Source organism: Acidiphilium sp. C61 (assembly GCF_905116885.1).
Lineage (GTDB): Bacteria > Pseudomonadota > Alphaproteobacteria > Acetobacterales > Acetobacteraceae > Acidiphilium.
This window is the reverse complement of the sequence record NZ_CAJHNI010000005.1, coordinates 104,590-126,216: the sequence shown is the minus strand read 5'-3', so window position 1 is coordinate 126,216 and position 21,627 is coordinate 104,590. Positions and strand designations below refer to the sequence as shown.

The 21,627-nt window shown below is 64.6% G+C and carries 15 protein-coding genes and 6 pseudogenes; 20 read left to right on the top strand and 1 reads right to left on the bottom strand.

The features are described from left to right. Window positions 1-56 precede the first annotated feature (56 nt). Window positions 57-1,250: an outer membrane beta-barrel protein gene (locus HUW10_RS03495; RefSeq protein ID WP_174502232.1), complete on the bottom strand. Its 1,194-nt coding sequence runs from the start codon at window positions 1,248-1,250 to the stop codon at window positions 57-59. A 532-nt stretch (window positions 1,251-1,782) separates the two neighbouring features. Here HUW10_RS03495 and HUW10_RS03490 point away from each other — a divergent pair. The 20 genes and pseudogenes from HUW10_RS03490 to HUW10_RS03400 form a co-directional block, all read left to right on the top strand. Continuing rightward, on the top strand, window positions 1,783-2,121 hold the full coding sequence (locus HUW10_RS03490) for a multidrug efflux SMR transporter (protein WP_174502231.1): 339 nt from the start codon (window positions 1,783-1,785) through the stop codon (window positions 2,119-2,121). A 168-nt stretch (window positions 2,122-2,289) separates the two neighbouring features. Beyond that, complete coding sequence (locus HUW10_RS03485) at window positions 2,290-3,228, top strand: ABC transporter substrate-binding protein (protein WP_174502230.1); 939 nt, start codon at window positions 2,290-2,292, stop codon at window positions 3,226-3,228. A 61-nt stretch (window positions 3,229-3,289) separates the two neighbouring features. Continuing rightward, entirely contained in the window at window positions 3,290-4,150 is an 861-nt protein-coding gene (gene choW, locus HUW10_RS03480; protein WP_174502229.1) for a choline ABC transporter permease subunit, read from the top strand. Further along, the gene (locus HUW10_RS03475) at window positions 4,147-5,400 is read left to right on the top strand and encodes a glycine betaine/L-proline ABC transporter ATP-binding protein (protein WP_174502228.1); all 1,254 of its coding nucleotides are present in this window, start codon (window positions 4,147-4,149) and stop codon (window positions 5,398-5,400) included. Before choW ends, HUW10_RS03475 begins: the two co-directional genes overlap by 4 nt. Before the next feature lie 14 nt (window positions 5,401-5,414). Next, entirely contained in the window at window positions 5,415-6,878 is a 1,464-nt protein-coding gene (betB, locus tag HUW10_RS03470) for a betaine-aldehyde dehydrogenase (RefSeq protein WP_174502227.1), read from the top strand. A 13-nt stretch (window positions 6,879-6,891) separates the two neighbouring features. Beyond that, window positions 6,892-8,550 carry a choline dehydrogenase gene (gene betA, locus HUW10_RS03465; protein WP_174502226.1) on the top strand — a complete coding sequence of 553 codons (1,659 nt, stop codon included), beginning with the start codon at window positions 6,892-6,894 and terminating at the stop codon, window positions 8,548-8,550. Between the two features lie 123 nt (window positions 8,551-8,673). Further along, the gene (locus tag HUW10_RS03460) at window positions 8,674-9,927 is read left to right on the top strand and encodes a sarcosine oxidase subunit beta family protein (protein WP_174502225.1); all 1,254 of its coding nucleotides are present in this window, start codon (window positions 8,674-8,676) and stop codon (window positions 9,925-9,927) included. Between the two features lie 11 nt (window positions 9,928-9,938). After that, window positions 9,939-10,193, top strand: coding sequence for a sarcosine oxidase subunit delta (locus HUW10_RS03455; protein WP_174502224.1), 255 nt, complete (start codon window positions 9,939-9,941; stop codon window positions 10,191-10,193). Beyond that, on the top strand, window positions 10,190-13,186 hold the full coding sequence (locus HUW10_RS03450; RefSeq protein WP_174502223.1) for a sarcosine oxidase subunit alpha family protein: 2,997 nt from the start codon (window positions 10,190-10,192) through the stop codon (window positions 13,184-13,186). The genes HUW10_RS03455 and HUW10_RS03450 overlap by 4 nt, the downstream gene beginning before the upstream one ends. Next, window positions 13,179-13,769 carry a sarcosine oxidase subunit gamma gene (locus HUW10_RS03445; protein WP_174502222.1) on the top strand — a complete coding sequence of 197 codons (591 nt, stop codon included), beginning with the start codon at window positions 13,179-13,181 and terminating at the stop codon, window positions 13,767-13,769. Before HUW10_RS03450 ends, HUW10_RS03445 begins: the two co-directional genes overlap by 8 nt. A 131-nt stretch (window positions 13,770-13,900) precedes the next feature. Further along, window positions 13,901-14,655: pseudogene (locus tag HUW10_RS03440) on the top strand (IS5 family transposase). Between the two features lie 238 nt (window positions 14,656-14,893). Further along, window positions 14,894-15,373, top strand: coding sequence for an IS66-like element accessory protein TnpA (gene tnpA, locus HUW10_RS03435; RefSeq protein ID WP_174502220.1), 480 nt, complete (start codon window positions 14,894-14,896; stop codon window positions 15,371-15,373). After that, window positions 15,370-15,717: an IS66 family insertion sequence element accessory protein TnpB gene (gene tnpB / locus HUW10_RS03430; protein ID WP_174502219.1), complete on the top strand. Its 348-nt coding sequence runs from the start codon at window positions 15,370-15,372 to the stop codon at window positions 15,715-15,717. The genes tnpA and tnpB overlap by 4 nt, the downstream gene beginning before the upstream one ends. Before the next feature lie 57 nt (window positions 15,718-15,774). Next, the gene (gene tnpC, locus HUW10_RS18460; protein ID WP_254592121.1) at window positions 15,775-16,731 is read left to right on the top strand and encodes an IS66 family transposase; all 957 of its coding nucleotides are present in this window, start codon (window positions 15,775-15,777) and stop codon (window positions 16,729-16,731) included. A gap of 17 nt (window positions 16,732-16,748) precedes the next feature. Continuing rightward, window positions 16,749-17,291: pseudogene (locus HUW10_RS18455) on the top strand (IS66 family transposase); the annotation flags it as partial. 224 nt (window positions 17,292-17,515) lie between these two features. Then, window positions 17,516-17,668, top strand: a pseudogene (locus HUW10_RS18265) (transposase); the annotation flags it as partial. Window positions 17,669-17,735: 67 nt separating this feature from the next. Then, window positions 17,736-18,487, top strand: a protein-coding gene (locus HUW10_RS03415) for an IS5 family transposase (protein ID WP_174502217.1) whose coding sequence is annotated in 2 segments (ribosomal slippage) — window positions 17,736-18,066 and window positions 18,066-18,487 — 753 coding nt in all. Because the reading frame shifts where the segments join, the coding sequence is not laid out codon by codon here. 104 nt (window positions 18,488-18,591) lie between these two features. Next, window positions 18,592-18,993, top strand: a pseudogene (locus HUW10_RS03410) (transposase); the annotation flags it as partial. A 134-nt stretch (window positions 18,994-19,127) separates the two neighbouring features. Next, window positions 19,128-20,196, top strand: a pseudogene (locus HUW10_RS03405) (IS256 family transposase); the annotation flags it as partial. Window positions 20,197-20,284: 88 nt separating this feature from the next. Next, window positions 20,285-21,390: pseudogene (locus tag HUW10_RS03400) on the top strand (IS3 family transposase); the annotation flags it as partial. Window positions 21,391-21,627 lie beyond the last annotated feature (237 nt).

The window sequence follows — 21,627 nt, the reverse complement described above, 5'->3', positions numbered from 1 at the left end:
CGTCTCCGGCCGCCACGAGGGCGGCCGGATATGAAGGTTTCGTGAAACGCGAATCGTCAGAACGCGAGACCCGCTTCGAGGATGCTCATCACCTGGTTGCGATCGGTGCCACGCGAGCCAAAGCCGCCATTCGATCCGGTTCCAAGGTCAGTCAGGTGCAGCAGCCCCACCTCGCCACGCACAAAAACATGTCCCTTGATCCAGGACGGCGTCACCCCGATTCCGAAGCCGGACGAGTTGGCGTTCAGATACCAGCCTTCCTGGCCGATATTCTTGTAGTAGAATACCATGCTGCCGAGGGACCACGGCGACTTGCCGAACTGGTAGTTAGTGATCACTTCGGCGCCAAAGTTGCTGGTAAATTTGTTGAGACCAAGCCGGCTGTTCGGTTTGGCGTATACATATTGCACCTCCGGCACAACGTTCAGATTGCCTTGGGTATATGAATAGTAAGCGCCGTACATATCCGAATTTTCGTAGGCTGCGTTGTAATTGCCATAGCCCGTCAGCGTGTAGCTATTGGCATAGGCAGTGCTGGTTGTACCGTACGCATGGGCTGCCGGCCCGGTCACGCCGACATTCTGGGTGCCGTAGAACGAAAGCGCGTTGTTGTTATCAAACGAGTAGGTCACAAGTTCCTGGAACGTGTTGAACACGCCAGTGTCGAACCCGTCGCCGAAGGTCAGCGTGGCAGAGAGCTTGCCGTAGGTGTAGCTCGCCTGAACGCCACGGCTTGATGAATTCTCGACGTAATAGAGCGGAGAGTCGATCAGGTTGGCGTTCTTCCAGTCGGTCGAGGATTCCCAACCCTCGGTGGAATACACCTGACCAACGGATATGTTGAAGTTGGCGTTGGGAGCCCAAGTCGCATAGGCTGCGTAGATCGGCCCAAGCGAAAACGTATGGGCATTCAACTCAGTGGGCTGCGCGCCGAAATAAAGCGAGCTGCTCGGCTTCACGTCGAGAGTGAACTGGAACTGCCCGGTCGACTTGGTGATATCGACCTCGAGCGTACGCGCGATTGCGCCTGTGGATTTCTGAATCCCCAGAGGATTTGTTCTGCTCGCGCCCGACAGCGCATAGAAATACCCGTCGAACCCACCGCTGACATCCAGCGTGCCGAGCGGGCCGGCATCGAATTTCTGGGCCGCAGGCAGGTTCATCGCAAAGGCCGGCGATGCGCAGGCCATCAGGGCCAGCACGCTGGCTCCAGCGAGAGTTTTCCGTCCGATCAGTCTTTTCGTTTTCATCCTACTACCCTGTTGTTAGTTAAAGAAGCCCGGCACCAACGCGGCTGGCCAACTCCGTCGCCCCGCGGCATTGTCCATGTGCGCCCTTCCCGCCGGGATGTGCGCGGGCAAGCCGTGGTTGCGCCCGCAAAACTCCGTCGCAAGAAACGACAAAACCAGAAAACTCCGCAATGCGGGCCTGCCGGACGATCCGTGCGTGAGGCGGCGCGCATGCCTCACTTAAGCGCCTATCCCTGACGTCATGACTTCGCGATTATGTATCTTTCGCCCGCCCAACCTTGAACGGCTGCGACAGAACGTCTTGAATATGACCGTCATAAATTTGTAAAAAAGCGTCATTTTCGTACCAAATCGAACAGCTGTGACATTTCCGCATCTCTCAGCGAATGGATGAATTGCCTCCGGGCGCAAGGCTTTGCTGCTATATTCAATTTTCAAAAAGTCCATATATATCCATTGGATTTAAGAACATGATGGATAAACTCCACATTGTGGGTTGACCGCGCAATCGTTTACCTCGATCATGAATGAGATGAACGAGCTGAAGTCCTACACCCTGCTCGCCATCGCAATTGCGTGCGAGGTGGCAGGGACGTCGTTTCTGAAAGCGTCAGACGGGTTTACCCTGGCACTCCCCGCCTTGGGCACCCTCGTGTTTTATGCTGCGGCATTTTACCTTCTTGCCATTCTCGTCCGCTCGATGCCGATCGGTGTGGTCTACGCCATCTGGAGCGGCGCGGGGATCATTCTCGTCAGCGCTGTGGGCTGGCTCCGCTTCGGGCAGCATCTTACGCCGATGACAATACTCGGCATCATGACGATCACCTTAGGCGTCATCATCGTCAATCTCGCCGCCGCCCCGCCTCACTGACGAGGGCCGCCCAAACGGAACGATGCAAGCCCTGCGTCGATTCCATGCAATACAGCCCGTCAGCAATCATCCGCTATGTGATTGAAAAAACGAACTCCAAGGACAGGGCAGGACAATGCGGGTCGCATGAGCGAACCGGTCATTCATAACGGAGCAAAGGAACCAACAATGAGAAAATCCATTCTAGGCACAACGCTGGCTACTTTCGTGATGGGTATGGGCATCGCGCATGCAGCCGTTCCCGCGTCATGCCGGACGATCCGGATGGCCAATATCGGCTGGACCGACAACGCGGTGCAGAACGCCGTGTTTTCAAAGGTCGCGACCTCGCTCGGCTACAAGACCGACATCAAGCTCTATTCTCTTGAAGTGATGTATGCCGGTCTCAGCAACAACAAGATCGACGTCTTCCTCGACAACTGGACACCGTCGCAGGACGGCACCACAAAGCCCTACGAGGCGAAACACGAGATCGACGTCATCGGCCCTGATCTCAAGCATGCCAAATATACGCTCGTGGTGCCGCATTACCTGTACGAGAAAGGGCTGAAGACCTTCGCGGACATCCATAAATTTGCCAAGCAACTGCATTACAAGATCTATGGCATCGAGCCGGGCAATGACGGCAACGAACATGTCCTGTCGATGATCAAGTCGAATACATTCGATCTCGGCAAGTTCCACCTCGTACAGTCCAGCGAAGCGGGCATGCTCGCCGAAGTCGCGCGCAAATATCCGAAGCAGCAGGCGATCGTCTTCCTCGGCTGGGAACCGCATCCGATGAATGTCGAGTTCCACATCAACTATCTCACCGGCGGCAAGAACTATTTCGGCCCGCGTCAGGGCGAGGCGACGCTCTACATCAATACAAGGCACGACTACGCCAAGGATTGCCCGAATGTTGGCCGTCTGCTGCATAATTTCTATCTGACGGTCAACGACGAGAACAAGATGATGTATGACGTCCAGGTCAAGCATCAGCAGGCTTCTGCGGTTGGCGCCGCATGGCTCAAGGCCCATCCGGACTGGGTGAAGAAAACCCTCGATGGCGTCACCACGGTCTCCGGCAAGCCCGGCGCCGCGGCCGTCCTCGCCGGCCTGAACTGATCAGGCCCGTTGTTTCTCCGGCGCGCCCGTCCGGTGCGCGCCGGCTCGCGGAGGCTGACCGATGAACGCGATCGATAGCGTGCAGCACTGGATCGTCCACCACGCCATTCCGCTCGGGACGTGGGCGACGGCGCTCGTCAACGCACTGAAGGATAATTTCCAGGGGCTGTTCAATGTTCTGTCGAGCGTGCTCGGCTTCCTGCTCGATACGACTACGGCCGCGCTCGACGCCGTCCCTGCAATCGTCCTGATCGTCATCTTTGCCGGTCTGACCTGGTATTTCAAGAAATCCTGGAAGCTCGCGCTGTTCGTCCTGCTCGCCCTCGCCTTCGTGCTCAACCAGGGATATTGGGAGCGCACGCTGGAGACGATCTCCCTCGTCGCCTACGCCACCCTCGCCTGCATGCTGATCGGCATGCCGCTCGGCGTCGCCGCCGCGCATCACCCGACACTCTACCGCATTCTGCGACCCGTGCTCGACCTGATGCAGACACTGCCCACCTTCGTGTACCTGATCCCGACGCTGGTGCTCTTCGGCCTCGGCAGCGTTCCGGGCCTCATCTCGACCATCGTGTTCGTCGCGCCAACGCCGGTTCGCCTGACCTATGTCGGCATTTCGAATGTGCCGCGCCCGCTGATCGAGGCCGGCCAGGCCTTCGGTGCCTCGCCGTGGGAACTGCTCTGGAAGGTCGAGATCCCGGCAGCTCTGCCAACCATTCTCGCCGGCCTCACGCAGGTCATCATGCTTAGCCTGTCCATGGTCGTCATTGCCGCGCTGGTCGGCGCCGGCGGGCTCGGCGAGCCCGTGGTCGAGGCGATGGAAACCGTGCAGATCGGCCGCGGCTTCACCTCGGGCCTCGCCATTGTCATCCTCGCGGTCATTCTCGACCGCGTGTTCAGGCCGGAGCGCGAAAACGCATGAACCCCGAATTCGCCGCCCGCTTCGAGCATGTCGATATCCTGTTTCCCCCAGCCGCAAGGCGCGCCGCCCGCGCGCCCTTGGCACGCGCTGCCGCGATGCTCGACGCGGGCCAGACCCGCGCCGACATCATCGAGGCGACCGGCGTCGTCGTCGGCGCCGCCGATGTGAATCTCGAGATCGCGAAGGGTGAGATCTTCGTCATCATGGGTTTGTCCGGCTCGGGCAAAACCACCGTGCTGCGGGCCGTCAACGGCCTGAACAAGATCTCGCGCGGCCGCATCCTCATTTCGCACAATAACGAGATGGTGGACATCACCAATCCGCCGCCCGCCACACTGCGCGCCCTGCGCAACCGCGCCGTCTCGATGGTGTTCCAGCAATTCGCCCTGCTGCCCTGGCGCACCGTGCGCCGCAATGTCGAACTCGGCCTCGAACTGCGCCGCACCGGCGAGACCGAAGCCCGCGCGGCGGTCGACCGCTGGCTCGATCTCGTCGGCCTGCTGCCCTGGGCGGAGAAGCACGCGCACGAGCTTTCGGGCGGCATGCAGCAGCGCGTCGGCCTCGCCCGCGCCCTCGTCACCGATCCCGACATCCTGCTGATGGACGAACCCTTCTCCGCCCTCGATCCGCTGATCCGCAACAAGCTGCAGGACGAACTGCTCTCGCTGCAGCAGCGCCTCCACAAGACCATCATCTTCGTCACCCACGATCTCGACGAAGCGCTGAAGCTCGGCAACCGTATCGCGATCATGAAGGACGGCCAGGTGATCCAGGTTGGCGCGCCGGAAGACATCGTGCTGCGTCCGGCCACCGAATACGTCGCGGAATTCGTCCGCCACATGAACCCCCTCACCGCCATCCGCGCCGCCTCGCTGATGCGGCCGCTCGATGCCGCGGCCGATGCCCACGGGGCGCAATTCACCTTCGCCGATGGCCCTTCGCACTACCGCCTGTCGCTCCGCCCCGATGGCACGCTGGACGGTCTCTCGTGCAACGGCGCGGCAATCGCCGTCCACCCGATCGATGGGGAAACCGCGACACCGGAAGGTGCCATCGGCATCGTCGAGACCACCCATCTGCTGAAGGATGTCGTCGAGCAGCGCCAGCGCAGCGGTCATCCCGTGCTGGTTGCCGAAGACGGGCGCATCGTCGGCTGGTGCGGCGCCAACGAGGTGCTCGACGCCCTCACCCATGCGGGCCGCGCCACGATGAATGACGCGAGCCCGACCCCCGCCCTCGCCACCAGCTGAACCGGAGCGCTGCCATGACAGGCGAACCCCGCCGCAATTTCATCGCCGGCGGCCCCTGGTCGCGCGCCGGCCTCGCGCGTTTCGAAACCCGCAACCCCGCTACCGGCGGCGTGCTGGCCCAGATCGAGATCGCCGACGCCGAAACCGTCGCCGCCGCCGTCGCCGCGGCGCGCGAGGCCCAGCGCGCCTGGGCTGCGACCCCCGCCGCGGCGCGCGGGCGCATCCTGCTCCGCGCCGCGTCCCTGTTGCGAGAACGCAACGATGAACTCGCCCGCACCGAAACGCTCGACACTGGCCGCCCGATCGCTGAAACCAGCGTTGTCGATGTCATCTCCGGCGCCGAGTGCCTCGAATATTTCGGCGGTATCGCCGCTTCCATCACCGGCGAGGCGGTCGATCTCGGGCCCAGCGCTTTCGGCTACACCCGGCGTGAGCCGCTCGGCGTCGTTGCCGCCATCGGCGCCTGGAACTACCCGCTGCAGATCGCCTGCTGGAAATCCGCCCCTGCCCTCGCATGCGGCAATGCGGTCATCTTCAAGCCCGCGCCGCAAACCCCGCTGACCGCCCTCGAACTCGCCGCCATCTACCGCGAGGCTGGCGTGCCGGATGGGCTGTTCAACGTCATCAACGGTTTTGGTGAAACCGGCCTCGCCCTCGTCCGCCATCCCGGCGTCGCGAAAATTTCCCTCACCGGATCGGTCCCCACCGGCAAGGCCGTCGCCGCCGAGGCTGCCGCCAGCCTCAAGCGCGTCACGCTCGAACTCGGCGGCAAATCCCCGCTCATCGTCTGCGCCGATGCCGATCTCGACAGCGCGGTGGCCGCCGCCATGCTGGCGAATTTCTACTCCTCCGGCGAAATCTGCTCGAACGGCACCCGCGTGTTCGTCCACCGCTCGGTGCAGGACCGTTTCGTCGAAACCCTCGCCGCTCGCGCGCAGCGCCTCGTCATCGGCGATCCGCTCGATCCCGCCACCGAGATCGGCGCGCTGATCTCGCCCGAACACGCCGACCGGGTCATGGGCTTCATCGAGGCCGGCCAGCGAGAGGGCGCGCGCCTTATCTGCGGTGGAAGGCGCCGCACCGAGGGCGTGCCCGCCGGCAACACCTTCATCGAACCCACCATCTTCGCCGGCTGCGCCGATGACATGACGATCGCGCGCGAGGAAATCTTCGGCCCGGTCATGTCGGTCTTCGCCTTCGACGACGAGGACGAGGCGATCGCCCGCGCCAACGCCACCCCCTACGGCCTCGCCGCCGCCGTCTTCACCCGCGACCTCGCCCGCGCCCACACACTCGTCGCCCGCCTCGAGGCCGGCACCTGCTGGATCAATCATTACAACATCACGCCGATCGAGCTTCCCTTCGGCGGCATGAAGCAGTCCGGCTACGGCCGCGAGAACAGCCGCGCCGCGATCGACGCCTATACCGAAATCAAGAGCGTCTACGTCGCCCTGGCACCGGTGGACTCTCCTTACTGACGAGACGTTAATCATGCCCAGCGAATACGACTACATCATCGTCGGTGCCGGCTCCGCCGGCTGCGCGATGGCCAACCGCCTCACCGAGGATGGCAGCACCACCGTGCTGCTGCTCGAATTCGGCGGCTCCGACCGCTCGCCCTTCATCCAGATGCCGAGCGCGCTGTCGATCCCGATGAACACCAGGAAATACGACTGGGGCTATCACAGCGAGCCCGAGCCGCATCTCGGCGGGCGGCGGATGCACACGCCGCGCGGCAAGGTGCTCGGCGGCTCCTCCTCGATCAACGGCCTCGTCTATATCCGCGGCAACGCGATGGATTTCGAACATTGGGAGGCGATGGGCGCGCGCGGCTGGGGCTGGCGCGACGTGCTGCCCTATTTCCGCCGCGCCGAAACCCGTGCCGAGGGCGGCGACGCCTATCGCGGCGATTCCGGCCCGCTGCACACCCGCTACGGCCGCCTCGCCAATCCGCTCTACCGCGCCTTCATCGAGGCCGGGCGCCAGGCCGGCTACCCCGTGACCGACGATGTCAACGGCTACCAGCAGGAAGGCTTCGGCCGGATGGACATGACCGTCCATCGCGGCCGCCGCTGGAGCACCGCGAACGCCTATCTGCGGCCGATCCGCAACCGCCCCAACCTCACCCTCCACGCGCGCAGCCTGGTCTCGCACATCGTCTTCGCCGGCAAGGCTGCCACCGGCATCGCCTATCGCCGCTTCGGGCAGGACATCGTCGCCCGTGCCCGCCGCGAGGTGATCCTCGCCGCCGGCGCCATCAACTCTCCGCAACTGCTCAAGCGTTCCGGCATCGGCCCTGCCGCCGAGCTCGCCGCGTTGGGCATCGACGTCGTGGCCGATCGTCCCGGTGTGGGCGAAAACCTGCAGGACCACCTGGAATTCTATTTCCAGGTCGCCTGCACCCAGCCGATCACGCTGTATTCGTCGATGAACCCTCTCGCCAAGGCGATGATCGGCCTGCGCTGGCTGCTGTTCCACGACGGTCTCGGCGCCACCAACCATTTCGAAAGCTGCGGCTTCATCCGCTCGCGCGCCGGCGTCGAATACCCCGACATCCAGTATCACTTCCTCCCCGTCGCCATCCGCTACGATGGCCGCGCCCATGCCACCCAGCACGGCTTCCAGGCCCATGTCGGCCCGATGCGCTCGAACAGCCGCGGCTGGGTCCGCCTGCGCGACCGCAATCCCGCGACCAAGCCGCGGATCTTCTTCAACTACATGAGCGATAAGCAGGACTGGGCGGACATGCGCGCCTGCGTGCGCCTTACCCGCGAAATTTTCGCGCAGGAGGCCTTCGCCCCGTTTCGCGGCGCCGAAATCGCCCCCGGCGCCGATGTCACCACCGATGCCGAGATCGACGCCTTCATCCGCGGCGCCGTCGAAAGCGCCTACCACCCCAGCGGCACCTGCCGCATGGGCGATGCCGCCGATCCGCTCGCCGTGGTCGATCCCGAAACCCGCGTGATCGGTGTCGAGCGCCTGCGCGTTGCGGATTCCTCGATCATGCCGCGCATCACCAACGGCAATCTAAACGCGCCCACCATCATGATCGGCGAGAAAGCCGCCGACCACGTTCGCGGCCGCGATCCGCTGCCGCCGAGCAATGCGCCGTTCCATCGCGCCGAACACTGGCAATCCGCCCAGCGCTGATGCCGCGCCGGGCAGCACGGCGGAAATGATCAGCCACATGTCGCGTCGATACAACTCCCGCTTCGTATCGCGCGATGTGAAGCTGTCTCCATCATGGCATTGTCGCGATGACAGGAGTTCCGAATGCAGCGTTTTTCCGCCCTTGCCCTGATCAGGCGCGCGCTCGATGGCCAGGCCGGCTGGCAGGCCCAGTGGCGCGATGCCGCCCCGAAACCCGCGTATGACGCGGTCATCATCGGCGGCGGCGGCCATGGCCTCGGCACCGCGTATTACCTCGCCCGCAAGCACGGCATGCGCAACATCGCCGTGCTGGAAAAGGGCTGGATCGGCGGCGGCAACACCGGCCGCAACACCACCATCATCCGCTCGAACTACCTGTTCGACGAAAGCGCCGCACTCTACGACCACGCGCTGAAACTCTGGGAAGGCCTCTCGGCCGAGCTGAACTACAACGTCATGTTCTCGCAGCGCGGCGTGCTGATGCTCGCTCATAACGTGCATGACGAACAGGTCTTCCGCCGCCACGTCCATGCCAACCGCCTCAACGGCGTCGACAATGAATGGCTCACCCCGGAGCAGGCGAAGGCGTTCTGCCCGCCGCTGAACATCGCCCCCGGCATGCGCCATGCGGTCACCGGCGGCGCGCTGCAGCGGCGCGGCGGCACGGCGCGGCACGACGCCGTCGCCTGGGGTTATGCCCGCGCCGCCAGCGCAATCGGCGTCGACATCATCCAGAATTGCGAGGTCACCGGCATCGACCGCGACGCCGCCGGCCGCGTCAGCGGCGTGCAGACCACGCGTGGCCCGATCGCGACGAAGCGCGTCGGCGTGGTTGCCGCCGGCAATACTTCGGTGGTGATGGCGATGGCCGGGCTGCGCATGCCGCTCGAAAGCTTCCCGCTCCAGGCGCTGGTCTCCGAGCCGGTGAAGCCGTGCTTTCCCTGCGTCGTCATGTCGAACACGATCCACGCCTATATCAGCCAGTCCGACAAGGGCGAGCTGGTCATCGGCGCCGGCACCGATGCCTACATCTCCTACAGCCAGCGCGGCGCGCTGCACATCTCGATGCACACGCTGGAGGCGATCTGCGAGCTGTTCCCGATGTTCCGCCGCATGCGCATGCTGCGCAACTGGGGCGGCATCGTCGACGTCACGCCGGACCGCTCGCCGATCATCGCGAAAACCCCGATCCCCGGCCTCTACGTCAATTGCGGCTGGGGCACCGGCGGGTTCAAGGCCACGCCCGGCTCCGCCGATCTCTTCGCCCAAACCATCGCCCGCGACGAACCGCACCCGATCAACGCCCCCTTCAGCCTCGAGCGTTTCGCCGAGGGGCGGCTGATCGATGAGGCCGCCGCCGCCGCGGTCGCGCACTGAGGAGTCCCGCCATGCTGCTGATCCCCTGCCCGCATTGCGGTGACCGCCCGGAAATCGAATTCGCCTATGGCGGCGAGGCCCATCGCGTCCGCGCCGCCGAACCGCGCGCCGTCGATGACGCCGCCTGGACCGAGTACCTCTACATCCGCCGCAACGCCCGCGGCGATTTCGAGGAACGCTGGCGCCATGCCCATGGGTGCGGCCGCTTCTTCAACCTCCGTCGCAACACCTACACCGACATGATCGACCGCGGAGCCGCACGATGAGCCAGCGCTTCCGGCTTGCCGAGGGCGGGCGGATCGACCGCTCCCGCACCCTCGCCTTCCGTTTCGACGGCCGCGCCTATGCCGGCCATCCGGGCGACACGCTGGCCTCGGCCCTGCTCGCCAACGGCGTCCACCTGGTCGGGCGTTCCTTCAAGTATCACCGTCCGCGCGGCATCCTGAGTGCCGGCGCTGAGGAGCCGAACGCCCTGGTCGGCGTCGGCCGCGACGAGGGGCACTACACCCCCAACCTGCGCGCCACCCAGGTCGTCCTGCATGACGGGCTGGTCGCTGAAAGCCAGAACCGTTCCCCCTCGCTCGAACGCGATTTCGCCGGCCTCACCGACCTGTTCTGGAAATTCATCCCCGCCGGCTTCTACTACAAGACCTTCATGTGGCCGAAAGCGGCGTGGACGCGGTTCTTCGAGCCGCGCATCCGCGCCATGGCCGGCCTCGGCCGCGCGCCGGAGGCGGCGGATGCCGCCTGCTACGCCCAGCGCTACGCCCATTGCGACGTGCTGGTGGTCGGCGGCGGCCCCGCCGGCATCGAGGCCGCCCTGGCCGCCGCCTCGTCCGGCGCGCGGGTGATCCTGTGCGACGAACAGGCCGAGCTTGGCGGCGCCCTGCTCGCCGAGACGGATGCGACCCTCGACGGCGACGCCGCAGCCAGCTTCCTTGCCACCCGCCTGAGCTGGCTGCAGGCCGCCGGACAGGTCACCATCCTGCCGCGCACGATCGCCTTCGGCTATTTTCCGCACAACATGATCGGCCTCGCCCAGGACCTCACCGATCATCTCGGCGAACCCGACGACACCCAGCCCCGCGGCCGGCTCTGGCAGGTCCGCGCCCGCGAGGTGGTGATCGCCACCGGCGCGATCGAGCGCCCCCTCGCCTTCCCCGATAACGACCGCCCCGGCATCATGCTGGCAGACGCCGCCCGCACCTACGTGACCCGCTACGGCGTTCTGCCGGGCCGCAACGCCGTCGTCTTCACCGCGCATGATTCCGCCTATGCCGCCGCCCTCGCGCTGCATCGCGCCGGCGCCCGCATCGCCGCGATCGCCGATCTACGCCCCGATCCGTCCGGCGAACTGGTCGAGGCTGCTCGCGCCGCCGGCCTGCCGATCCGCCCCGGCTGCACCCTCACCGGCACCGAAGGGCGGCTGCGCGTCACCGCCGCCACCATCGCGCGGCGCGACGGCGGCGCCGGCGAGCGCCTCCCCTGCGACCTCGTGCTGATGTCCGGCGGCTTCACCCCGAGTGTGCATCTCTTTTCGCAGAGCCGCGGCAAGCTCCGCTTCGATCCCGCGCTCGACGCCTTCATCCCCGGTGAGCCGGCCGAGGCCTGCCGCGCCGCCGGTGCTGCCGCCGGCGCCATTTCGCTGGCCGACGCCCTCGCCTCCGGCCGCGCCGCCGGCGAGGCGGCCGCCACCGCCGCCGGCTTTACCGCCCCGCCCGCCGTGGCGATCGAGGTCGCCAACGCCCCTGCCGCCACCGGCGGCTTTCTCGGCGCCACGCCGCACGGCCGCAACCCCGGCGCGGTGCGCGCCTTCATCGACTTCCAGAACGACGTCACCGCGAAGGACATCTCGCTCGCCCTGCGCGAGGGCTTTCGCTCGGTCGAGCACGTCAAGCGCTACACCACCAACGGCATGGCGACCGACCAGGGTAAGCTCTCCAACATGAACGCGCTCGGCATCATGTCAGCCGAGCTGGGCCGCCCGATCCCCGAGATCGGCACCACCACCTTCCGGATGCCCTATACGCCGGTCCCGTTCGGCTATTTCGCCGGCTACACCCGCGGCGCGCTGTTCGAGCCCGAGCGCCACACCCCGATCCATGACTGGGCCGAGGAACAGGGCGCGGTGTTCGAGGATGTTGGCATCTGGAAGCGCGCCCGCTACTTCCCCCGCGGCAACGAGACGATGCACCGCGCCGTCGCCCGCGAATGCCGCGCCGTGCGCGCGAGCGTCGGCATCTTCGACGCCTCGACCCTCGGCAAGATCGAGGTCGTGGGGCCGGATGCCGCCACGTTCCTCAACCGCATGTACGTCAATGCCTGGACCAAGCTGAAGCCCGGCCGCCTGCGCTACGGCGTGCTGCTGCGCGAGGACGGGTTCGTGATCGACGACGGTGTGATCGGGCGCCTATCCGACACCCGCTTCCACGTCACCACCACCACCGGCGGCGCGCCGCGCGTGCTCGCCATGATGGAGGACTACCTGCAGACCGAGTTCCCCGAGCTCGATGTCTGGCTCACCTCCACCACCGAGCAATACGCGGTCATCGCCGTCCAGGGCCCCCGCGCCCGCGACGTGATCGCCCCGCTCGTCGAGGGGACGGACATCTCCGGCGCTGCCATGCCGCACATGAGCATGGTCGAATGCCGCGTCGCCGGCATCCCGGCCCGGCTGTTCCGCGTCAGCTTCACCGGCGAGCTCGGCTTCGAGATCAACGTCCCCGCCGATTATGGCCGCGCCATCTGGGAGGCAGTGTTCGATTCCGGCCGCCGGCACGACATCACTGCCTACGGCACCGAGACGATGCACGTACTGCGCGCCGAGAAGGGCTACATCATCGTCGGCCAGGAAACCGACGGCACGGCGACGCCCGACGATGTCGGCCTCGCCTGGGCGATCGGCAAGGCCAAGCCCGACTTCGTCGGCAAGCGCGCGCTCGATCGTGCTGCCTTTGCGGGCCAGAGCGGGCGCAAGCAGCTCGTCGGCCTGTTCACCGAGCCCGGCGATGTCGTGCTCGAGGAAGGATCCCACCTCGTTGCCGATCCCAACCTGCCCCCGCCCGCCGAAATTCTCGGCCATGTCACCTCGGCCTACTGGAGCGAGGCGCTCGGCCGCTCCATCGCCCTTGCCCTGGTGCGCGGCGGGCGCGACCGCATCGGCGAGACGCTGCACGTGAAACTCGCGGACCGCGCGATCCCGGTCCGTCTCACCGATCCGGTATTCTACGACCGTGAAGGAGCCAGGCTCGATGGCTGACCTGATGCAGACCCGCCTCGCCTCCCCGCTTGCCGGCCTCATCGGCGATACAAGGACGCGCGAGATGCCCCGCGCCGTCCGCTTCTCGCTGCGCGTCAAACCCGCCGTCATCGAGGCCGCAGGCGCGGCGCTGGAGGTCGATCTGACCCTCGGGATGAACCGCGCCACCGAGTCGGGCTCCCGCACCGCGATCCGCCTCGGCCCCGACGAATTCCTGCTCCTCTCACCGGTCGCCGACACCTGGGAAGGCTTCGAGGCCGCCCTCGCCGCGGTTCTGACACCGCACGACTACGCGCTGACCGACATTTCCCACCGCCAGCTCGGCGTCTCGATCGAGGGGCCGGACTGCACGGCGATGCTGAACGCTCTCTGTCCGCTCGATCTCGACCTCGCCGCCTTCCCCGTCGGCATGGCCACCCGCACCCTGTTCGGCAAGGCCGACATCGTGCTCTGGCGCACCGCGGAAACCCGCTTCCACATCGAGGTGTGGCGCTCCTTCGCCCCCTATCTCTGGAGCCTTCTCGCGACCATCGGCCGGGAATACCCCGACCAGGGGCGTCTCGGCGCGGATGGGGTGATCTGAGCGGCAGCGTCAGATCTAGAGCATCTTTATCCGATCAGATGATTCCATCTGATCGGATGATGCTCTAGGTTCTGTACCTATTGCCATGACTACGGGGCGTCTGATTCAAGTCTGTTCGGAGGACTTGGAACATGGCGGAACTTTTCTGGCTGAACGACACGCAATGGGCTGCGATCGAACCATTGCTGCCGAAGCTTGGCGGCAAGCCTCGGGTTGATGGCCGCCGGGTGCTGAGCGGCATCCTGCATCGCTTTCGCGAGGGCTTGCGATGGCGAGCGCTTCCTGAGGCCTACGGGCCACGAACCACTGTGTTCAACCGGTTCAACCGCTGGAGCCAGCGTGGCCTCTGGCAGGAGATATTCGCGGCGCTTGTCGCCTGCGCGGATCCGCCGCGCATCGCCATTGTGGACAGCACCTCGGTTCGGGCACACCGCGCGGCCGCGGGCGGTAAAGGGGGGCGCAAAGCCAGGCCATCGGCCGGTCGAGGGGTGGACGGACGACCAAGATCCACGCCGTCGCAGATGAGCAGGGGCGCATCGCCGCACTCCTCCTGACGCCGGGACAGGCCTCCGACATCAGCGGCGCGAGGGCGCTTCTGCCCACAATACCGCCACCAGAAGAGCTGATCGCCGACAAGGCCTACGGCGCTGATGATCTTCGCGCCTTCCTCACCCGCCAAGGCACCAGGCCGGTGATCTCGCCCATGCCCAACCGCCGCGCCATTCCGCACTTCGACCCCGTCGCCTACAGAAAGCGCAATCTCATCGAACGCGCCTTCTGTAGGCTCAAGGACTGGCGCGCCATCGCCACACGATATGACAAAACCGCACGAAATTTCCTCGCTGGTATTTGCCTCGTCCTCGCCGTCACATCATGGATCAGTTGAGTCCAGAACCTAGAGCACTTTCCGATCCGGTTGGATCGGATGTAGTGCTCTATCATATCGATAAGTCGAGCATCCTTATCCGATCAGGTGATTCCATCTGATCGGATGATGCTCTAGCACCTTCCTCACCCGCCAAGGCACCAGGCCGGTGATCTCGCCCATGCCCAACCGCCGCGCCATTCCGCCCTTCGTAAGCGCTGTCGGATCGGCAATGTTGTTGTGACGCAGGCTGGGCCCGATGTTTGTGGGCATGAGCGACGTCGGCATTTCTGAGATTTTTGAAGCGGATCGGGTTGAGGCGATAGGAGCGGCTCGTATGAGCCCTCATACGAGTGCTTCGAAGGACTGTGTTGAGGTAATCACGCGCGGGGCACGCCGGCGGTGGTCGAGGTCGGTGAAGCGGGCGATTGTGGAGGCGAGCCTGGCGCCCGGCGTGGCGGTTTCGGCGTTGTGCCGTCAGCACGAGATCAGCAGCGGGCAACTGAGCACGTGGCGGCGACAATATCGGGATGGCGATCTGGCTGAAGCGGCGCCGCTGGTGCCGGGCTTTGCGCGGGCGGTGGTAAGCGGGACTACGCCGGCGTTGGGCTTGGCGGCAGCGTCGACGGCGATGGAGACGATCGAGATCACGCTGCCGGACGGGGTGGTATTGCGTGTCGGCACCGAGGTGGACCAGTTGGCGTTGAGCCGGGTGCTGGCGGTGCTGAGGGGCGGATGATCGCACCCGGCGCGGGTGTCCGGGTCTATCTTGCCTGCGGCCGGACGGACATGCGCAAGGGGCTCGACGGACTGGCGATGCTGGTCCAGCAGGTCTTTGGCGGGAACCCGTTTGACGGTGCGGTCTACGCATTCCGCGGCCGGCGGGCTGGACAGATCAAGCTGCTCTGGCACGACGGTGTCGGGTTGTGCCTGCTGACGAGGCGGCTGGAGCGGGGTGCATTCGCCTGGCCGCAGAGCGGGACGACGCTGATGTCGCTGAGCCCGGCGCAGCTTGCCATGCTTCTCGAAGGCTGCGAGTGGCGGGCTCCGGTGCAAAGCCTGCGTCCGACGCTGGCGGGATAGGCCCCGCTCACGCGAGAGTCATTGGCATCCTGCCTGGTTGCTCGCGATAGTTTGACCGTGCCGATCGATCTTGCCGCCCTTCCCGACGACCCGGGCATCCTGCGCGACCTGGTGAGCCACGCGGAGCATGAGAAAGCCGGCCTGCGCAGCGTCAATGACGATCTGCGCGCAGAGATCGACAAGCTTCACCTGCTGATCGCGAAGCTGCAGCGGCATCGCTTTGGCCAACGCTCTGAACAAATGGATCCGGACCAGCTGGCCCTGGCGCTGGAAGATCTCGAACAGGCGAAGGCTGCGGGAGACGAAGCGGCGCAAGCTGGCACGGCGGATGGGCAGACACGTGAACGCAAGCGGCGGCAGCGCAATCGCGGGGCGTTGCCGGACAGCCTGCCGCAGATCGAGGTCGTGGTCGATCTCGAGGAGAAGCAATGTGCCTGCTGCGGCAGCGCGCTGCATCAGATGGGGGAGACGGTGAGCCGGATGCTGGACTTTGTGCCGGCGTCGTTCCGGGTGAAGGTGATCCGCCGGCCACGCTATGCCTGTGCGTCCTGCGACGGGCCGCCCGTGCAGGCACCGGCACCGCCAAGGCCGATCGATGGCGGCATGGCAAGCGAGGCGCTGGTGGCGCATGTGCTGGTCAGCAAGTTCGCCGATCATCTGCCGCTGTATCGCCAGGCACAGATCTACGAGCGACACGGGATCCGGCTCGATCGTTCGACGCTGGGCGACTGGGTCGGCCGGGCGTGCTGGTGGCTGCGGCCGCTCTACGATCGGATCCTCTCGCATGTGATGGCCCAGGAGAAGATATTCGCCGACGACACCACGCTGCCGGTGCTGGATCCGGGGCGCGGGCAGACGAAGACCGACCGATTATGGTGCTACGCGGTCGATGACCGCCCGTGGTGTGGGCCGGCGCCGCCGGCGGTTGCCTTCGTCTATGCGACCGATCGCAAGGGCGAGCGCCCGGCTGCGCATCTGTCTTCATTCCGCGGCATTCTGCAGGTGGACGGCTAGAGCACGTTCCGATCCTGATGGATCGGATATCGTGCTCTATTATATTGATAATTAGAGCATCTTTATCCGATCAGATGATTCTATCTGATCGGATGATGCTCTATGCCGGGTTCGGCAAGGTCGTGAAGGAGCGCGCCGACGACGCCCTGGCGCTGGCCTTCTGCTGGACGCATGCGCGGCGCGGTTTCTACGAATTCCACCAGGCCACGCAGTCGCCGATCGCGGCCGAGGCGCTGGCCCGGATCGCGCGGCTCTATGCGATCGAGGCGGAGATCCGCGGGCAATCCGCCGAACGCCGCCTCGCCATGCGGCGGGAGCGATCCCGCACGGAGATCGAGGCGATGCACGCGTGGCTGGACGAACAACTGCCGCGGATCTCGAAAGGATCGGAACTGGCGAAGGCGATGCGCTACGTCATGCGGCACTGGGAGGGGCTGACCCGCTTCCTCGACGATGGCCGGATCGAGCTCGATACCAACACCGTCGAGCGCGAGATCCGCCGGATCCCCCTGGGACGGAAGAATGCCCTGTTCGCCGGCAACGACACCGGCGCAGAGCACTGGGCGCTGATGGCGACGCTGATCGGATCCGCCAAGCTCAGCGGCGTCCAGCCGCTCGCTGGCTCACCGAAATCCTCGAACGCATTGTCGCCGGCCATACCAAGGCCAACGAAATCGACACCCTGCTGCCCTGGAACTGGAAAACTCAGGCCGCTCTACCAGCCGCAGCGTAGCGCTCGCTCGCCAAAGCAAGACCGTCATTCAGACTGCGCTTACAGCCCTTCGACCCCGTCGCCTACAGAAAGCGCAATCTCATCGAACGCGCCTTCTGCAGGCTCAAGGACTGGCGCGCCATCGCCACACGATATGACAAAACCGCACGAAATTTCCTCGCTGGTATTTGCCTTGTCCTCGCCGTCACATCTTGGATCAGTTGAGTCCAGAGCCTAGGGTTTGTGGGGATTTGGGATTCCCATTTGGGTGTTGCTGTGATTCAAGCTGTGAATGGAACGATTTGTACTGACGGACGCCCAATGGGCGAGGATGGAACCGCATTGTCTTGACAAGGCGAGTGACCCTGGCCGCAGCGGGCGGGACAATCGGCTGTTTCTGGAAGCGGTACTTTGGATTGTCCGCACTGGCAGTCCGTGGCGTGATCTGCCTTCGATGTTTGGCAACTGGAGCACGGCCTACCGCCGGTTCAACGACTGGCGCCGCGCTGATGTTTTCAAACGGATTTTCGACGCGGTATCTGATGAACCCGATATGGAATACGCCATGGTCGACGCCACGATCGTCAAGGTCCACCGTCACGGCCAGGGCGCAAAAGGGGGACTCAAAGCCAGGCCATAGGCTGTTCCAAAGGTGGCATGACAACCAAAATCCTGGCGCTGACGGATGCCCTGGGCAACCTTGTGCGCTTTCGTCTCATGCCGGGCAATCGCCATGACGGCATCGAGGTCCCGCCACTGATCGACAACGTCGAATTCGGTGGATTGATCGCAGACAAGGCATTCGACAGCAACGCTCTGGTCGCAGAACTCAACGAAAGAGGCGCCCGGGTCGTCATTTCCCAGCATCCGGCCCGGGCACTGAAGCTGAAAATCGACCGCGAAATCTACAAATGGCGTCATCTGGTCGAGAATTTCTTCTGCAAGCTCAAAGAGTTCAAACGCATCGCCCTGCGCGCCTGCAAAACAGACCAGAGCTTCCAGGCAATGATCTACCTCGCCGCAGCCGTCATCAACTCACGATGAATCCCCACAAACCCTAGCACTACTTTGGCGGAAATCTAATTTTTAGGGTTCCCATGGCACGGATTGGGTGATTCATGGGGAGCCAGCTTTGATGGAGGCTGGCGATGGACGAGGACTGGCAGGGGGATCTGGAGCGGTGGCTTGCCCCTTATCTGAAAGGTCTGGGCAACAAGACGCGACGACGGATGTGCCCGGCTTATATCGCCGGCTTGATCGGGCCGGGTGATCGCAAAAGCATCCAGCCCATGGCGGCCCGATCGGACGCCATTTCCTATGACCGGCTGCATCATTTCATCGGGGCTGGTCTGTGGGACAGCGCGCCACTGGAAGCGACCTTGTGGGACCAAGCGGATAAATTGGTTGGTGGCGATGAAGCCTGGCTGATCATCGACGACACCGCCTTGCCCAAGAAGGGTAAGGCTTCGGTTGGCGTCGCGCCGCAATATGCTACGGCGCTCGGCAAGGCTAATGTCCGCGCTTGTGGTGGAAATTGTCTGACTGCCGTGCGTTGGATTGGCGCCGGAGGTCGGCGTAGCCGGCCGGAGGGGCCGATCCAACGCATGAGCCTGGGTTTAGGTGGCCATCGGATCGAGCGGCTACGGTGGAGTTGCGAAGCTTCACGCGAACCCGAGAGGACCCGATGACCGAAGACAGACTACCCTTGGCTGAATTGCTGGCGAAAGCCGGCGATGGAGATTTCCTGCGCAGTGTGGCGGAGGCCGTAGTGCAACTGCTTATGGAAGCCGACGTGGAAGGCCCGATCGGCGCCGGGCGCCATGAGCGCACTGGTGAGCGGACGACCTACCGCAACGGTTACCGCGATCGCTCGCTCGACACCCGGCTCGGCAATCTACAACTGCGCATTCCCAAGCTGCGGCAGGGCTCTTACTTCCCGCCTTTCCTCGAGCCCAGGAAGACGTCCGAGAAGGCCCTGGTCGCGGTGATCCAGGAAGCCTGGGTTGGCGGCGTCTCCACCCGACGCGTCGACGACCTGGTGCAGGCCATGGGGCTGAGTGGCATTGGCAAGAGCACGGTGAGCAAGCTGTGCAAGGATATCGACGAGCGGGTGAACGCCTTCCTCGAGCGCCCGCTGACCGGTGACTGGCCGTATCTTTGGCTCGACGCCACCTACCTCAAGCAGCGCGAGGGAGGGCGCATCGTCTCGGTGGCTGCGATAATCGCCGTGGCCGCTAATACCGAAGGCAAGCGCGAGATCGTCGGGCTGCACATCGGCCCCAGCGAGGCCGAGACCTTCTGGGCTGCCTTCCTCAAGAGCCTGGTGCGCCGCGGTCTGCGTCAGGTAAAGCTGGTCATCTCCGACGCGCACGAGGGCCTCAAGTCCGCAATCCGCCGCGTCATGGGCGCGTCCTGGCAACGATGCCGCGTTCACTGGATGCGCAATGCCCTGGCCTATGTCGGCAAGGGCCAGCAGAGCATGGTCTCGGCGGCGCTCCGCCAAGCCTTCATTCAGCCTGACCGGGCTGGCGCTAGCCAGACGCTGCGCCACACCGCCGACCAGCTCCGCGCCAAATGGCCCAAGCTCGCCGCTTTTATCGATGATAGCGAGGTCGATGTCCTCGCCCACATGGACTTCCCCGTGCAACAGGCTCGTGGGCGCCGTGCTCCTCGAGCAGAACGACGAGTGGCAAACGCAAAATCGCTACATGCAGACCGAGCCAATGGCCGAACTTACACCGCCCGCAATCGAGGTATTTCCACCCCTGAAGTGGATCCTAGAAATGGGACCAGGGGCTAAGTTGGAAATTGGCCGTTTTGTCATGATAGACGGAGCGGAACATGAGCAAGACGAGACGGAAGATTGAGGCGGGGCTGAAGGCGAAGATTGCCTTGGAGGCGCTGCGCGAGCAGGCAACGGTTGCTGACTTGGCGGCGCGGTATCAGGTTCATCCGAACCAGATTTACGCTTGGAAGAAGCAACTGCAGGAGCAGGCGGCGCGGGCGTTTGATCCGAAGATCGGGCAGGATGCGGAGGCCGCCGGGCAGCGGGAGATCGAGAAGCTGCATGCGAAAATCGGCCAACTGACGATCGAGAACGATTTTTTAGCAAAGAGGTCCGGAAGATGAGCGTGCCGGACCGGCGAGCGAAGCTCGATCGCGATCATGCTGTGCTGTCGATCCGCCGGCAGTGCGCGCTGCTAGGGCTGGCGCGATCCGGGGTGTACCGACGGCGTCGTGCGGCGAACGACAATGATCTGGACGTGATGCGGCGGATCGACGAGCTGTTTTTGCGCTGGCCGTTTCTGGGCTCGCGCCGGCTGATGGCGGTGCTCGCGGCCGAGGGGCTGCGGGTCAACCGCAAGCGAGTGCAACGGCTGATGCGGCTGATGGGGATTGCGGCGCTCGGGCCGAAGCCGCGGACCAGCAAGCCGTCGGCGGGGCACCGGATCTACCCGTATCTGTTACGGGACCTGGTGATCGACCGGCCGAACCGGGTCTGGTGCGCCGATATCACCTACCTGCCGATGGGCCGCGGCTTTCTCTACCTGGTGGCGATCATGGACTGGCATAGCCGAGCGGTGCTGGCCTGGCGGGTCTCGAACACGATGGACACCGGCTTTTGCATCTCGGCGCTCGAAGAGGCCCTGTCCCGGTTCGGCAAGCCGGAAATCTTCAACACCGACCAGGGTTCGCAATTCACCTCGATGGCGTTCACCGACGTCCTGACCGCGGCGGAGATCCGGATCTCGATGGACGGCAAGGGGCGCTGGATGGACAACGTGTTCATCGAGCGGCTCTGGCGATCGCTGAAATACGAAGACCTGTATATCAAGGGCTACGCTGACGGCACGGAACTGCGCGCCGGCCTGGGCCAATGGTTTGACTTCTACAACCACCAACGCCCTCACATGGCGTTGGACAACCGCGCGCCGATGGCGGTGTGGCGCGAAGCAATGGTCGGCATTCTGCCGCCGGCGGCCGTGGATATGACGCTTATCCTGCGGAGAAGCTTGGACAACGCTACCACGTTGCCCACATCTCCACAGCCGCAACAACAGCAGGTAGCTTGATAGCCCTTTGGGAGATCAGAACGGATCAGCTTCCATCTTAAATCCCGCCCCAAGTGATCCACACCAAAGGGTCCACTTCACCCAGATCGCCACCGCAGCCGAATGATCCAC

Bases quoted from the DNA above. Each gene is read 5' to 3' on its own strand.
- HUW10_RS03495 (WP_174502232.1), bottom strand. From the start codon at position 1,250: ATGAAAACGAAAAGACTGATCGGACGGAAAACTCTCGCTGGAGCCAGC.
- HUW10_RS03490 (WP_174502231.1), top strand. From the start codon at position 1,783: ATGAACGAGCTGAAGTCCTACACCCTGCTCGCCATCGCAATTGCGTGC.
- HUW10_RS03485 (WP_174502230.1), top strand. From the start codon at position 2,290: ATGAGAAAATCCATTCTAGGCACAACGCTGGCTACTTTCGTGATGGGT.
- choW (WP_174502229.1), top strand. From the start codon at position 3,290: ATGAACGCGATCGATAGCGTGCAGCACTGGATCGTCCACCACGCCATT.
- HUW10_RS03475 (WP_174502228.1), top strand. From the start codon at position 4,147: ATGAACCCCGAATTCGCCGCCCGCTTCGAGCATGTCGATATCCTGTTT.
- betB (WP_174502227.1), top strand. From the start codon at position 5,415: ATGACAGGCGAACCCCGCCGCAATTTCATCGCCGGCGGCCCCTGGTCG.
- betA (WP_174502226.1), top strand. From the start codon at position 6,892: ATGCCCAGCGAATACGACTACATCATCGTCGGTGCCGGCTCCGCCGGC.
- HUW10_RS03460 (WP_174502225.1), top strand. From the start codon at position 8,674: ATGCAGCGTTTTTCCGCCCTTGCCCTGATCAGGCGCGCGCTCGATGGC.
- HUW10_RS03455 (WP_174502224.1), top strand. From the start codon at position 9,939: ATGCTGCTGATCCCCTGCCCGCATTGCGGTGACCGCCCGGAAATCGAA.
- HUW10_RS03450 (WP_174502223.1), top strand. From the start codon at position 10,190: ATGAGCCAGCGCTTCCGGCTTGCCGAGGGCGGGCGGATCGACCGCTCC.
- HUW10_RS03445 (WP_174502222.1), top strand. From the start codon at position 13,179: ATGGCTGACCTGATGCAGACCCGCCTCGCCTCCCCGCTTGCCGGCCTC.
- tnpA (WP_174502220.1), top strand. From the start codon at position 14,894: ATGTTTGTGGGCATGAGCGACGTCGGCATTTCTGAGATTTTTGAAGCG.
- tnpB (WP_174502219.1), top strand. From the start codon at position 15,370: ATGATCGCACCCGGCGCGGGTGTCCGGGTCTATCTTGCCTGCGGCCGG.